This window comes from Clostridioides sp. ES-W-0018-02 (genome assembly GCF_020658175.1).
Taxonomy (GTDB): domain Bacteria; phylum Bacillota; class Clostridia; order Peptostreptococcales; family Peptostreptococcaceae; genus Clostridioides.
The window spans coordinates 958296-973630 of sequence record NZ_JACVVY010000001.1 but is presented as its reverse complement, the minus strand read 5'-3'; the positions used below and the strand labels follow the sequence as shown (position 1 = coordinate 973630).

Genomic DNA, 15335 nt, shown 5'->3' with positions numbered 1-15335 from the left:
ATATTAATATAAGGTTTTGTGTTTTGTCAACTAAAAAATTTAAAAACAGGAAAAAAATATAAAAATATAAGTCTAATTACGAATTATAAACTTACAAATTTAAATAATATACGTAAAAATAAATAGGATAGTAGGTGTGTAAATCAAATTAAATATAGGTTTGTGATAAAAAAAGAAGAAAATATTAAATAATTAATTAGAATTGATTTAATTATGGTAATATTATAGTTACAATGTTAAGAAAAAGTATATTTATTTAGCTTTTAAGTGTAGTGTAAGATTGGAGAAAGAGAAAGGAAGTATTTTAAAATGGGAAAAATATTAGTACTAGCAGAAAAACCTTCTGTGGGAAGAGATATAGCAAAAGTTTTGGGTTCAAAAAATGAAAAAAATGGATATATAGAGGGACCAAAGTATATTGTTACCTGGGCACTAGGTCATTTGGTTACACTTGCTGACCCTGAAAGTTATGGAGAAAGATACAAATCATGGAGTTTAGAAGATTTACCAATACTTCCTAAGTATCTAAAGACTGTTGTAATAAAAAAAAGTGGAAAGCAGTTTAATACAGTGAAGGCTCAAATGAACAGAAATGATATAGATGAAATAGTTATAGCAACAGATGCAGGGAGAGAAGGAGAACTTGTAGCAAGATGGATAATAGAGAAATCTCAAGTAAAAAAAACTTTAAAACGTCTTTGGATTTCTTCAAGTACAGATAAAGCAATAAAAGAAGGTTTTGCAAAACTAAAAAGTGGTAAAGAATATGAAAATTTGTACTATTCAGCAATAGCACGAGCAGAAGCCGATTGGATTATTGGAATAAATGCAACTAGAGCTTTAACAACAAAGTATAACGCACAGCTTTCTTGTGGAAGAGTGCAGACTCCTACTCTTGCTATGATATTGAAAAGAGAAGAAGAAATAAGAAATTTTAAACCTAAAGAATATTATGGATTGGAGATAATTGCAACAAAGGGCAACTCAGATATAAAGTTTATTTGGAATGATAAAAATAATAATTCCTCAACTTTTAGTAAAGAAAAGATGGAAGGTGTATCAAAAAAAGTAAAAGATTTAGATGTTAAAATATCTGAAGTAAATAAATCATATAAGAAAAAATATTCACCTGCGCTTTATGATTTAACAGAATTACAAAGAGATGCAAATAAAATGTTTGGATTTTCAGCAAAAGAAACATTATCTATAATGCAAAAACTATATGAACACCATAAGGTACTTACTTATCCTAGAACTGATTCTAGGTATCTAACTTCGGATATTGTTGGGACATTAAAAGATAGAATAAAAGCTGTAAATGTTAGTGATTATTCGAAGGTTTGTAATAAGTTATTAAAAAGTAATATTGTATCTAATAAGTCTTTTGTTGATAATTCAAAAGTAACAGACCATCATGCCATAATACCAACAGAGCAAAAAGTGTTTATGAGTGATTTTACAGATAAAGAAAGAAAAATATATAATCTTGTCGTAAAAAGGTTTTTGGCAATATTAAGTCCTCCCTTTGAATATGAACAGACAACTATAAGTGCAACTATAGAGGGCGAGACATTTAAAGCCAAAGGCAATAAAGTAATAAATCTAGGTTGGAAAGAAAGCTATAAAGATATGGATGATGAAGATGAATATGAAAGCATTCCAAATGTGTTGGAAAAAGATATTCTTAAAGTTAAAAGCTTGAAGATGACTTCAGGAAGGACAAATCCACCACCATACTTAAATGAGGCTACACTTTTAACATCTATGGAGAAAAGTGGACTTGGTACAGTTGCTACTAGAGCAGATATAATAGAAAAATTATTCAATTCATTTTTGATGGAAAAGAAAAATAAAGATATATATATAACATCAAAAGGAAAACAACTGTTAGATTTAGTTCCTGTGGACTTAAAGACACCAGAACTTACAGCATCGTGGGAAAAGAAATTATTAGATATTTCAAAAGGGAAGCTTAATAAAAATACATTTATAAATGATATGAAGGATTATTCAAAAGCTATTGTATTAGAAGTAAAAAGTAGTGATAGCAAATTTAAACATGATAATTTAACTAAAAATAGATGCCCAGAATGTGGTAAATTTATGCTAGAGGTAAATGGTAAGAAAGGTAAAATGTTAATTTGTGAAGATAGAGAGTGTAATACTAGAAAAACCATATCACAAACAACTAATTCAAGATGCCCTAATTGTCATAAAAAATTAGAACTTCGTGGTGAAGGTGAAGGAAGAATATTTACTTGTAGTTGTGGGTACAGGGAAAAATTATCCTCTTTTAATAAAAGAAAACAAGAGGAAAAAAAGAAAGCATCAAAGAAAGATGTTAATCAATATCTAAAAAATCAAAATAAAAATCAAGAAGTATTTAATAATCCATTTGCAGAAGCCTTAGCTAAGTTGAAAAAATAAATAGTTTTCATGGCAATATTATACACAATCATAACTTTAACTATATATTAGTTATATGTACTGATATAATATAGGGTATAGTTTAGACATGAAAGTAGGGATGTCAAATGAGATTAAATTATATATTTAAATGCTATTGTGACAAATGTAAAGATATATGGAATAATTCAAGTGTCGAATTATGTAAAGAAATAGAAACATATAGTGAAGATTCACAAAAAAAGTGTGAAGGTGAATTAGATAAATTGATAGATAAAGTATCAGTTCACTTAGAAAAGTGTCCAAGTGATGTTGTTCTAAGAAAAATGTGGATAAAAAAAGGTGAAGCTTTTTTGCAAAAAACACTAGAAAAAGAGAATATTTTTAAATTAGAGAAAATGAATGTAGAAGATAGAAAAAAATTCTTAGAAATAACAAAACAATTTATCAGAGATGCTAGAGGATTTGATGATGATTTACCTATAGAAGATATTATGCAGGCCATGAGAAATGTATGGATTTCAAATGCACTGCAATTATTATTTGGAAAAGATGTCTATTATTCAAAAGCAAGTTTTGCATATAGTATGTTATATCCATATACAGACAATTATTTAGATAATACAAAGACAAATGAAATGGATAAAGCCTTATTCAATCGTTGGTTAGAAAAAAGACTCTTAGGAGAAAAAATTAAACCTAATAACTGTCATGAAAGTAAAGTATCTCAGATGATAGATTATATTGAAGAGGTTTATCCTAGAGAAGATTTTAAAGAAATATATGAGTCATTGTTATTAATATTTGAAAGCCAAGTAAAGAGTTTAAAACAGCAGGATAAGGAGACTTATTTGCATAAAGACGAAATATTATCTATTTCTATTGAAAAGGGAGGTTCATCTGTTTTAGTAGATGGATATTTAATAAATGGGCTTATGACAAATGAAGAGGTAAAGTTTTGTATTGGTTATGGATTTTTATTACAAATATCTGATGATTTACAGGATATAAAAGAAGATTTAAAGTGTAATCATAAGACTATTATGACAGAGATGTCAAAAAAGGGTTTATTGGATGAAATTGCAAATAAGTTAATAAACTTTACTATTGAATTAATAGAAAACTTTAAAATTAACAGTAGAAATGAAGCTATAACAGACATGATAAAAAATGATTGTTTAATGTTGATTTTGTTTTCTATAGCTTATAATGCTGAATTTTTTTCTATAGAATATATAAAAAAAATAGAGAGATTTCTTCCATATACGATATCTTATTCATTGGAAATTAAAGAAAAGATGCGAAAAAAATTTAAAAATATTGATTTTTTAAATAATGAAAATGAATATAAAGAAATGATTGATACTATATGTGCAAAGTAGAAAAATAGTGAGATGTATAATACATATCTCACTATTTTAAGTTTAAATAAAATATTGATTTTAAGTTATTTAAATGCAGTAATAATCCCATTATCATGTAGATTTTTAATGATTGTAGCTGCAATAGGAAAGCCAAATAATCCAGCTATTCCAAATAGTTGAGCACCAACAAACATACACATTAGTGTTATTAAAGGATACAGACCAATTTGTTGTCCTACTACTTTTGGTTCTAATATTTGTCTAACAACAGTTATGATGATGTATAGTATTAAAAGCCCTATTGCCAAATGTATATTTCCATTGATTAATGAAATAATCATCCAAGGAGTTAAGATACTTCCTGTGCCTAATACTGGTAAAATATCGACAAGCGCAACTATGACAGATATAGTAAATGCATTTTCAACTTGTAGGATATTAAGACCAATAAGAAGTTCTACAAATGTTACTGATAGTAGTATGGCATATGCTTTTAACAATTTTAAAATAGCATTGATACTACTATTTTTTATATTGATTATCATTGTCTGACTTTTTTCTGGAAACTGTCTTAAAATAAAGTTCACTATTTTTTGATAGTCAAATGTAAAGAAGAAAGAAGCAATTAAAGTTATAATAAGTTTCAACATAAATGCAGGTGTTTTACTTGCAATACTTGCAATAGCATTAAGTGCATTTGTTGAAATAGAGGCAACTAAAGACATCATAGATTGACTGATATTATCCCAACCAAGTATCAATGCTAGATTAACATTAGGTGTACTAGCATCTATCTTAGAAAATAAGGTGTTTAATGTTGGCTGTATACCTGATTTATATATATCAGGAAGTCTAAAAAATATGTCGCTTATACTTGCAAATATTTTTGCACCAAAACTAACTAATAAAAATATTCCTAATCCATAAAAGGCTAAAAGTACTACCGCAGAAATAAATGTACGGTTTAAGTTTGTATTATCTGTAATAAGTTTTATAATAGGTCTTAAAATAAAGGCAATGATAAAACTAATCACAAAAGGCATTAATAATGGAAATAAGAATTTTAAGACAACATATATAATACTTGCTATTAAAACTACATATGTAAATTTAATTATAAAGCTCTTTTGCTTTTGAATGTCCATAATATAAAACCTCCAATGTATTTGATATTATTCTAAATATGGTCTTATTTATATAAAATATACTACTGTATATTGATTATAAACTATAAAGCTTCTATGTAGTAAATAAATTATGTAAAATTTAGGTTAATTTTGTATAAAGATATACTTTTGTATTTTAAAATTATTAAGCAAATACGAAAAAATATTTTAAATAAATAGCATAAAATTGTGATAAAATTAATTTATAATGTTTGAGCTAAATATAGTAGATAACTTATCATATGATAGAGAATTTTTAAGAGGTGGTAAGATGAAAAACTTTAGAGATTTAGGTGGAAATAAAACAGAGGATGGTAGAACTGTAAAGTATGGTTTATTTTATAGGTCTGCAAAGTTGTCAAATTTGAGTAGGAATGATATAAAGATTTTAAAAGACTTAAATATCAAATATGTATTTGATTATAGGAGTGATGAAGAGGCACGTAAACATCCATCAACAATAATATCAAATATAAAAAATATAAGAATTCCAGCAATGAGAGAATTAGAAGAATCAGGAGGTCGTTTTGGCTCTATCGAAGATATGATTGAGAGTTTATTTGAAAAAGATGGTGCGTTTAATATGCTAAATAATAGCTACTATAATCTACCTGTAAATAATCCTTCATATAAAAAGCTAGTAGAACTTATAAAAGATTACTCTAATTTGCCAGTACTAAATCATTGTACAGCTGGTAAGGATAGAACTGGTGTAGGAAGTGCTATAATTCTTATGATTTTGGGTGTATCAAGAGAAAATATAATGAAAGATTATCTAAAAAGCAATGAGTTTGCAGATAAGGAAATAGAAAGGTTTATAGAATGTAAGCCTAAATTTAAAGATATTCCAAAAGAAAGATTAAATTATATATTTGGTGTAAATGAAGAATATATGAATACAGCCTTTAGAAGAATTGATGAGGAATACAATAGTGTAGAAGAGTATCTATATGGAGAATTTAATTTAAATAAAGAAGAGATAAAAAAATTGAGAAATCAATATCTAGAGTAAAAGGTGATTTTATGAGTTTAAATATAACAGCTAGACAGATAAATATAATAAAGATACTGTTAAATTCAAAAGATACAATGAGTGGACTTGCCTTAAGCCAAGAAATAGGGTGTTCTTCAAAGACTATACAAAATGAAATAAAGGATATTAACAAACAGCTTAAAAATGGTAAAATTTTATCAATAAGAGGTGTTGGTTATAAGTTAGAGGGAAGCTTTGATGAAGTGAATTTAAATAGTAACCTTTATGATGATGTAGATAGGGTAGAATATATAATAAGAAAAATACTAACTTTAAGCAATGAAGAAAAAAATACTATAAGGCTTGAAGATTTAGCAGATTCTATGTATGTAAGTGTTTCAACAGTAAAAAATGACTTAAAAGAAGTCAAGAGGATATTTGATAAGTATTCAATTTCTGTTAAATCTAAGCATAAACAAGGTATATGTATCTCTGAAAATGAAGATAAGATATTAAATTGTATAATTGATTTAAGTAATAAGAGAGACAACCAACTCAGTCTAAATGATTTTTTAAATGACGATATAAAAGAAAAAAAGTTAATAATAAAAAAAATACTATTAGACGCATTAAATGAAAATGGATTAGTACTAACTGATATAGAATTTAAGAATGTATTAAATAATATATTAGTTATTTTGAGCAGGCATAAGTATGATGAAAGAGAGTTTATAAAGGACTATGTAGAAACTTATAGCAACAAAAGAAGTTCAATATTGGAAAATGAACAGAACAAAGAGATTATAATAAATTCGATAAGAACGTTTTGTAAAAATTTAAAGCTAGCTACGTCAATAGATATAAGCAATGATGATATATTTGAAGAATATTTATATAAGCATATTAGTAGCTTGTGTAAGAAAATAAAGTTAGGCATGAATCAATCGCCTATAATAGCACAAGATATTAAAATAAAGTATCCTTTTGCCTTTGAGTTAGCTAATATAGCTAAAAAAACAATAGAACAAGATTTAAAAATAGAAATCAACGAAGATGAAGTTGCAAATATAGCTCTACATATAGGAGGTGCTATTGAGAGGGCATCCTATAATAATAAAGATAAGGTTTTCAAAGCGATAATAGTTTGTACATCAGGTATAGGTACCTCAATGTTAATAAAAGCTAAATTAGAGAATATATTTAGAGAAAAGCTAGAAATATTAAAGGTTATTCCTTCATATCTAGTTGAATATGTAAAGGTTATAGATGTTGATTTTGTAATATCTACTGTACCTATTGAAATAGGTGATATACCAGTAATAAACATCTCTCCAATGTTGAGTGAAAAGGAAATTAAATTAATTGAAAAATATATAGAAACAGGAAATGTATATTTGGATTTAGATATAAAAAACTTATTTGATAGTGCGTTGTTTTTTACTGACTTAGATTTTAAATATAAAGAAGAAGTTATTGATTTTATGGCAAGTGAACTTGTACAAAAAGGTTATATAGATGATGACATGAAAAATTCTTACTTTGAGAGAGAAAAAATAGCAACAACAGAAATAGGCAACATGGTATCTATACCACATGGAGCTATTGGAAAGGTTTATGATAATAAAATAGCAATTGGAATACTAAAAAAACCAATTGCTTGGGAAATATCAGATGTGCGCTTAATAATAATGTTGGCACTTGATAAAGATAAAATATTAGATTATGAAGTTATATTTTCAAACATATACAAAAGAGTAGACTCCATAGCGAAAGTTATAAGCATATGTGAAAATAGCAATTTCGAAAAATTTGTAAACATGTTTAAATAGATATATATAGAACATAGTGTTGTATATACACATGCAAATTTGGATAATATAAAACTAAATAAGATAAAAACGATAAATTTCTCTTTTAATTAAGAGAAATTTTTTGACTTTCAGGGATATTAATATGGAGTTAAGATATAAACATAAGATAAATAAATAAAAAGAGGTGGCAAAATGATTTATACAGTAACATTAAATCCATCAATAGATTATATAGTTGAATTAGATGAATTAAATACAGGAAGTACAAATCGTGTAAATGAAGAATACGTTTATCCAGGAGGAAAAGGTATAAATGTGTCTTGTATACTTAAAGAACTTGGACATGACAATACATCATTAGGTTTTATAAGTGGTTTTACTGGTGAATATATAGTAAAAACATTGGAGGAAAAAAAATTAAAAACAGACTTTATAAAATTGAAAAACGGTTTTTCAAGAATAAATGTAAAAATAAAAGTGTCAGAGGAAACCGAAATTAATGGACAAGGACCCAATATAAGTGATGAATACATCAACCTATTATATAAAAAACTTGATAAATTAAATCAAGATGATATTTTAATATTGGCAGGTAGTATACCATCTACTTTAGATGAAAAATTATATGAAAATATAATGTCTAGACTAGAAGAAAAGAATATAAAAATTGTTGTAGATGCAACAAAAAATCTTCTTCTTAATGTATTAAAATATAAGCCTTTCCTAATTAAACCTAATAATGATGAGCTAGAGGAAATATTTGGTGTTAAATTAAATTCAAATGAAGATATAGTAAAGTATGCTAAAAAGTTAAAAGAAATGGGAGCTGTAAATGTTTTAGTGTCAATGGGTAAAGATGGTGCATTACTGATTACAGAAGATAATGAAGTATTTATAAGTGATGTACCAAAAGGAACTGTAAAAAATTCTGCAGGAGCAGGAGATTCTATGGTAGCAGGGTTTATATCTGGATATCTAAGTACTGGTGAATATGATTATGCTCTTAAATTAGGTGCAGCTTCAGGAAGTGCAACTGCTTTTTCATATGATTTAGCTGAAAGAAAATATATTGATAAATTAGTAAACGAAATATCTGTTAAAAGATTTTAAAAATAACCTAAAAAATATATAGAGAGGAAATGAGAACTTATGAAAATTATAGATTTATTAGATGAAAAATCAATTAAATTAAATTTAAAGTCAAAAAATAAACCAGAAGTAATAGAAGAACTAGTTGATTTAGTTGAAAATAGTGGTAATTTAAATGATAAAGAAAATTATAAGAAAGCAATTTTAGCCCGTGAAGAGATGAGTACAACAGGAATTGGAGAAGGTGTAGCTATTCCTCATGCTAAGACTACAGCAGTTACTAAAGCTTGTATAGCAGCAGCTGTATCAAAGGAAGGTATAGATTATGAATCTTTTGATGGAAGTTTGTCAAATTTATTTTTTATGATAGCTGCACCAGATGGAGCTAATAATACACATCTTGAAGTATTATCTAGATTATCTACAATACTTATGGATGAAGATTTTAGAAATAAACTTATAAATTCAAATTCAGCAAGAGAATTCAAAGAAATAATAGATAAAAAAGAAAGAGAAAAATTCAGTGAAGAATATCAGGATGAAGAAATTAGTAAAGAGGATGTTTTAAATAATAAAGATAAAAATATTAGTAAGTATCCTCAAGTTTTAGCAGTAACAGCGTGTCCAACAGGAATAGCACATACATTTATGGCAGCTGAAAGTTTAAATAAAATGGCTGAAAGTAAAGGTATCTCTATAAAAGTAGAAACTAATGGTTCAGCAGGTGTTAAGAATAGACTTACAAAAGAAGAGATAGAAAATGCTACATGTATAATAGTAGCAGCAGATAAAAATGTTGAAATGGCCAGATTTAATGGCAAAAAAGTTATAAAAACTAAGGTTGCTGATGGTATACACAAAGCGGAAGAACTTATAGATAAAGCTGTAAATGGAGATGCTCCAATTTATCATGGAGAAGAAGGAAGTCACAACGAATCAAGTGAAGAAAACGAAAGTGGATTTAGAAAAGTCTACAAGCATTTAATGAATGGTGTGTCTAATATGTTGCCATTTGTTATTGGTGGAGGTATACTTATAGCTTTGGCATTCTTACTTGATGATTACTCTATTGACCCTTCACATTTCGGTTCAAATACACCAATAGCAGCATTTTTTAAGGGAATTGGAGATAAAGCATTTGGATTTATGTTACCTGTACTTGCAGGTTATATAGCATATTCTATATCTGATAGACCTGCATTTGTTGTAGGTTTTGTGGGAGGAGCTCTTGCAGGAGATGGTGGTTCAGGTTTTCTAGGAGCATTACTTGCAGGTTTTATAGCAGGATATTTGGTAGAAGGACTTAAGAAAATATTTAATGTATTACCAACTTCATTAGAAGGAATAAAACCAGTATTATTATATCCTTTATTTGGAACCCTTTTGATGGGCGTTATAATGACATTTCTAGTAATACCTCCAGTTACAGCAATTAATAATGCTATGGTTGGATTCCTAAATAGTTTAGGTGGAACTTCAAAAATAGTTTTAGGATTAGTGTTGGGTGGAATGATGGCTGTAGATATGGGTGGACCTGTGAATAAAGCAGCTTATGTATTTGGTGTAGCATCTCTTGAATCAGGGCAATTTGAAATAATGGCAGCAGTAATGGCTGGTGGTATGGTTCCTCCACTTGCTATAGCTCTTGCAACTACATTCTTCAAAAATAGATTTACAAAAGAAGAAAGAGAGTCTGGTAAAGTTAACTATGTAATGGGGTTATCATTTGTAACAGAGGGAGCAATACCTTTTGCAGCTGGAGACCCACTTCATGTTATACCAGCTTGTATTGGAGGTTCAGCAGTAGCAGGAGCACTTAGTATGCTATTTAATGCAGCTCTTCGTGCACCTCATGGAGGAGTATTTGTTATACCAGTAGTTACTCATCCACTTGGATATATAGTGGCTATAATTGTAGGTGCTGTAGTTGGAATGATGCTTTTAGCACTACTTAAAAAACCACTAAATCAAAGCGCATAATAACCAAAGAGTATTAAAAGGGATAATTTTAGATATATTTAAATGAAATTATTATAAAATAACTGACTGACATTTAACTGACAGTCAGTTTTTATTATTTAAAAAAATTTACTTAAACTATAGGGTATTTCATTGTCAAATTTTTAAATCAGATGAGAATATCTATTTTATAGTTATTTGTAATACTTTATAGCTTTATAACTAAGTCATAGTATAGCTTTTTACTTGAAAAACTTTCAATTAGCCTTGACTTATATTTTGTGTCATGTTTCATAAATCTTACACCTCATCTTTTAATTAATATTTTAATATTCAATCTTAAATCAAGGAATAAAACTCTACTCTATATGTTCTAAATTAATATTGTATTTTTTTTCACCTTTTATAACTTTGAATTTATCATTTTTATTAGGATAAATAGTCACAACATTGTTTTTGTACTCTGATTGATCACATTTTATATTAAATGGCATAAGCTCTGATTCTCCATATAGATAAGTAACAGGTTTATTATTCTTCATAACGACAATTTGTAGCATATCTCTATCTTTTGGAGAAGATATATTTCTCCATTTATATCCTACAGCTTTATATATATCGTTTGCTGATGTTCCAGACTTAAAGATAAATATTTTATCCCATTCAGGCGGCATTACTTTTGCCAGTCTTATTTCATTATTGTTTTCACTAGCTTTCATAAGTGAAGAAACAAATTGTCCAAATTTCTCATCTTCTTTATTTTTCTCAAATTTAACTAACTCACTGGATTTGTCAACTACACTCCATTTATCGTTATTTTTTTCTAATTTAAAGTTAATTTTAGAAATACATTCTCCATGCTTTCCTGGTTCAGTAACTATAACCTTTTCTCCCAATGTGTTTTTATAATCGTGTTGTTCAATTTGAACATGATTATGCCCTGCAACTATCGCATCAATACCATCAACTTGTTGAGCTAAATCTTGTATTCTATTGCCTGGATTTTTAGGATTTTTAGGTCTTTCACCTGTGTGCGCAACAGCTACTATTATATCTGGACTTTCTTTTTCCATGATTTTTACCCATTTTTTAGCATCTTCTACTAAATCATTCATATATAGTTCACCACTATAACCTTCTTGGTCTTTTAGTTCTAAAGATTTAGAATCTACAAGTTCTCCATTTTCATTTAGTTGTTTTCCTTCACCAACTTCTTTTATAGTAAGTCCTAGAATTCCTAGTTTTACATTTCCTTCTGGTGTATCAATATTTTTTATTATGTATGGTTTTGTATAGCTATCCCCATTTTTCTTATAAGTATTAGCTGATAATACATCTATTTTTTGTTTTTCAAAATCAGATATCATATTGTCTAAATGAAATTTATTAAGAGATATAAATTCATGATTACCAAGAACTACAGCATCATAACCGACTTCTTTCATGTCCTTTGAAATAGGAGTTTCAATATAGCTTTCAGTTTTGTTGTTGTTATCTTTAAGCATAGCATTAGAATAATCATCCATACTACTTCCTAAAGCTACTCCACGGTCAAAGAAGTCTCCAGCATCTACTAAAGTTATATTTTTATCTTTTTCTCTTTGTTCCCTTACATAAGAAGTTAACTCATAAGGGATGTTACCATGTAAATCGGTAGTGGCTAGTACATTTATTTCTGTTGTATGTTTTGAAGTACACCCAGACATTAGCAATATAAATAAACAAGTAATGCCTATAATTATTTTGTTTTTCATAAAACCTCCATTTTACTTTTTCTGAATATTTGTTTTAGTGTCATTAACTACATAATCCCCCTGTAATATCAATAGTAATATATTACTATACAAAAATCAACTATATATTTCATAGACATATAAATTGATAGAGATAAAAATAAAGTTCATTAAATAAAAATCAATTAAAAGTAATCTCAAAAGAATTTTAAAGCATTCTATAAGATTGGTTAACTATAGTATCTTTGAGAAAATGATAAACAAATAATATATAGTCTTGCATTTATTTTTTTATATTATTTATAATAAATAAACCCTATGATGGAAAAACTATTCTTATTTAACATGTAAAGGAGTATTTAAAATGAATGAATCGTATTGGATTTTAAATTCAAGTCCCAAAGAATATGAAAAATTAGGCGAGAATATAAAAGTAGAATGTCTAGTCGTAGGAGGAGGAATAACTGGTTTAACAACTGCATATCTATTAGCAAAAGAAGGTAAAAAAGTAGCACTTGTTGAAGCTGATAAAGTAGGATATGGAACTTCAGGCAGAAATACTGGTAAAGTAACTTGTCAACATGATATAGTATATTCTAAAATAGAGAAAAAATATGGATTAGATAAAGCTAAATCATATTATAATGCAAATAATGAAGCTTTAAAATTGATTGAGAAAATAATCAGTGAAAATAATATAAAATGTGATTTTCAAAGGATTCCATCTTTTGTCTTTACAGAAAAGGAAGAATCTATAAAGGATATTAAAGATGAATACCGTACATGTAAAAAAATAGGCATAGATTGCGAATATTATGAAACTATAAATGATATTCCATTAGATGTAAAAGGAGCTATTCATTTTTCTAATCAAGGTCAATTTAATCCAAAACAATATGTTGATGGTTTGGCAGAAGTAGCAGTAAATTTAGGGCTAAAAATATATGAAAACACGCCGATAGTAGACCTAGAAAAAGGAGCTATATGTAGAGTTAAGACTGGAGATAATAATATAATAGAAGCTGAAAATGTTATAATCTCATCTCACAGTCCATGGTATGATGGGTTGAATTTTTATTTTGCAAAGGAATATGCTGAACGTGCCTATTTAATGGTTGCAGTCCTACAAAATGAATTGCCAGAGGGTATATTTATAAGTATAGATGACCCATCAATAACTTTTAGACAATGTAATGATGAAAATAATAACCTATTAATCTTTGGAGGAGGAGACCACAAAGTTGGTCAAGGTGGAACTGAAGAAGAAATATTTGATGATTTAGAGCATTATGGTAAAGAAGTATTTAAGATAAAAGACTTTAAATGTAAATGGTCTGCTCAAGACAATATGAGTTTTGACAATGTTCCTTATATAGGTTATATCAATAAAAGGGAGAATAATATTTATGTAGCTACAGGATTTTCTAAATGGGGAATGACTAATGGAACTGCTGCAGGAATAATAATAAAAGATTTAATAATAAATAAAACTTCTGACTATAAGGACACTTTCAATCCATCGAGATTAGGTAGTTATTTTTCAATGGATTTTATAAAGGAAAATGCAAATGTAGCGATGAATTATGTAACTGGAAAATTAAAAATAGGTAGTGGAGATATGCCTAAAAGTAGTGGTGAAGGAAAGATTGTTAATATTGATGGAAAAAGATATGGTGTTTATAAAGATGATAGAGGAGATTTTTATATTGTAGATACTACATGTACTCATTTAGGATGTGAACTTAATTTTAATAGTGAAGAAAAAACATGGGATTGTCCATGCCATGGTTCAAGATTTGACTATAAAGGAAACATACTTGAAGGCCCAGCACTTAAGCCATTAAAACTTTATGGTTATGGTGATAATGATGTTAATCCTAAGTTATTATAGAATATAGAATGTTTTGGAAAGGTAAATTATTTATGAATAAACTTTTAAAGCCAATAACCATTTTACTTTATATAGTATATGTTTTATGTGCCATATTTTTTGCTACAAATAGAGCTTTTGGAAATGTAGGTTTAGTAGCAATCAGTTTAATTGGTACTTTTATATTAAGTATTTTAAATAGGCAAAATAAAAGACTTTTGAGCAATGAATTATATATTGTACTTGTATTATTTATAATGTTTGCATCATTATTAGGTACTTGTTTTAATTTTTATGACATAAATTATTATGATGATTTTTTACATTTATGGTCGGGTATAATATCATGTATTGTAGCATTTTCTACAATTAAATATTTTTATATACAAAAAGATATAAGTAAGATGAGTAAAATATTTTTAGTTATATTTGTATTTATGTTTAGTATGGGAGTGGCTAGTTTGTGGGAAATAGGTGAATTTCTAATGGATACTTTTATTGGGACTACTACACAAGCTGGAGGACTAGAAGATACTATGATTGATATGGTAGATGCTTTAATAGGTACAATTATAACCATTCCTTTTATAATAAAAAAATCAAATGCATAGTTTAAAGTTGATTGCAATGGATTTAATTAGTCATATGAAGTCTAAGAAATTATATGACAAATTAAATCCATTTTTTATTGTATATACTTGTATAAGAGATTATATAATTTCTTATATCGTGAAAATAAATTTAAAATATTTAAAAGTGTATATGATTATAAAGACAATATTTTTTATTAAATACAGATATTCTACAAAAAGCATAATATAAATTTTATTTTTTTGTTACAAAATGGAGAAATGTATAGGTATATATATAGATAATAAATATTCTTTGACTTTTGCCAAAACAGAGTCTTTTACTACTATAATTTGAAACTCGTATTTAATGATGTAAATTTGAATCAATTAAA

General features: G+C 27.3%; 10 protein-coding genes. 8 read left to right on the top strand and 2 right to left on the bottom strand.

Annotated features, from left to right (window positions below; translation table 11 throughout):
• Positions 1–309: 309 nt before the first annotated feature.
• Positions 310–2427: a DNA topoisomerase III gene (locus IC219_RS04360; RefSeq protein ID WP_227830692.1), complete on the top strand. Its 2118-nt coding sequence runs from the start codon at positions 310–312 to the stop codon at positions 2425–2427.
• 107 nt (positions 2428–2534) lie between these two features.
• Positions 2535–3788 (top strand): flagellar protein FliS, encoded by a 1254-nt coding sequence (locus IC219_RS04355; protein ID WP_227830691.1) that lies wholly within the window; start codon positions 2535–2537, stop codon positions 3786–3788.
• 65 nt (positions 3789–3853) lie between these two features.
• Here the strand turns inward: IC219_RS04355 and ytvI are convergent, their stop codons facing one another.
• Positions 3854–4915: a sporulation integral membrane protein YtvI gene (gene ytvI / locus IC219_RS04350; RefSeq protein ID WP_227437315.1), complete on the bottom strand. Its 1062-nt coding sequence runs from the start codon at positions 4913–4915 to the stop codon at positions 3854–3856.
• A gap of 292 nt (positions 4916–5207) precedes the next feature.
• On the opposite strand from ytvI, the gene IC219_RS04345 reads away from it, so the two are divergent.
• The 4 genes from IC219_RS04345 to IC219_RS04330 all read left to right on the top strand — a co-directional run bounded on the left by IC219_RS04345 (position 5208) and on the right by IC219_RS04330 (position 10789).
• The gene (locus IC219_RS04345) at positions 5208–5948 is read left to right on the top strand and encodes a tyrosine-protein phosphatase (protein WP_227835379.1); all 741 of its coding nucleotides are present in this window, start codon (positions 5208–5210) and stop codon (positions 5946–5948) included.
• 11 nt (positions 5949–5959) lie between these two features.
• Positions 5960–7738, top strand: a complete 1779-nt coding sequence (locus IC219_RS04340) for a BglG family transcription antiterminator (protein WP_227830690.1) — start codon at positions 5960–5962, stop codon at positions 7736–7738.
• Between the two features lie 174 nt (positions 7739–7912).
• Entirely contained in the window at positions 7913–8830 is a 918-nt protein-coding gene (pfkB, locus tag IC219_RS04335) for a 1-phosphofructokinase (protein WP_227830689.1), read from the top strand.
• 39 nt (positions 8831–8869) lie between these two features.
• A complete protein-coding gene (locus IC219_RS04330) occupies positions 8870–10789 on the top strand; it encodes a PTS fructose transporter subunit IIABC (protein WP_227830688.1) in 1920 nt (639 codons plus the stop codon).
• 338 nt (positions 10790–11127) lie between these two features.
• Here the strand turns inward: IC219_RS04330 and IC219_RS04325 are convergent, their stop codons facing one another.
• Positions 11128–12522, bottom strand: coding sequence for a metallophosphoesterase (locus tag IC219_RS04325; RefSeq protein ID WP_227830687.1), 1395 nt, complete (start codon positions 12520–12522; stop codon positions 11128–11130).
• A gap of 343 nt (positions 12523–12865) precedes the next feature.
• Here IC219_RS04325 and IC219_RS04320 point away from each other — a divergent pair, with 343 nt between their 5' ends.
• Both IC219_RS04320 and IC219_RS04315 read left to right on the top strand, forming a co-directional pair.
• On the top strand, positions 12866–14392 hold the full coding sequence (locus tag IC219_RS04320) for an FAD-dependent oxidoreductase (protein WP_227437305.1): 1527 nt from the start codon (positions 12866–12868) through the stop codon (positions 14390–14392).
• A 32-nt stretch (positions 14393–14424) separates the two neighbouring features.
• A complete protein-coding gene (locus IC219_RS04315; protein ID WP_227824106.1) occupies positions 14425–14982 on the top strand; it encodes a hypothetical protein in 558 nt (185 codons plus the stop codon).
• Positions 14983–15335 lie beyond the last annotated feature (353 nt).

Coding starts and splice junctions, on each gene's coding strand:
- ytvI (WP_227437315.1), bottom strand. CDS start 4,915: ATGGACATTCAAAAGCAAAAGAGCTTTATAATTAAATTTACATATGTA.
- IC219_RS04315 (WP_227824106.1), top strand. CDS start 14,425: ATGAATAAACTTTTAAAGCCAATAACCATTTTACTTTATATAGTATAT.
- IC219_RS04330 (WP_227830688.1), top strand. CDS start 8,870: ATGAAAATTATAGATTTATTAGATGAAAAATCAATTAAATTAAATTTA.
- IC219_RS04355 (WP_227830691.1), top strand. CDS start 2,535: ATGAGATTAAATTATATATTTAAATGCTATTGTGACAAATGTAAAGAT.
- IC219_RS04345 (WP_227835379.1), top strand. CDS start 5,208: ATGAAAAACTTTAGAGATTTAGGTGGAAATAAAACAGAGGATGGTAGA.
- IC219_RS04340 (WP_227830690.1), top strand. CDS start 5,960: ATGAGTTTAAATATAACAGCTAGACAGATAAATATAATAAAGATACTG.
- IC219_RS04325 (WP_227830687.1), bottom strand. CDS start 12,522: ATGAAAAACAAAATAATTATAGGCATTACTTGTTTATTTATATTGCTA.
- IC219_RS04320 (WP_227437305.1), top strand. CDS start 12,866: ATGAATGAATCGTATTGGATTTTAAATTCAAGTCCCAAAGAATATGAA.
- IC219_RS04360 (WP_227830692.1), top strand. CDS start 310: ATGGGAAAAATATTAGTACTAGCAGAAAAACCTTCTGTGGGAAGAGAT.
- pfkB (WP_227830689.1), top strand. CDS start 7,913: ATGATTTATACAGTAACATTAAATCCATCAATAGATTATATAGTTGAA.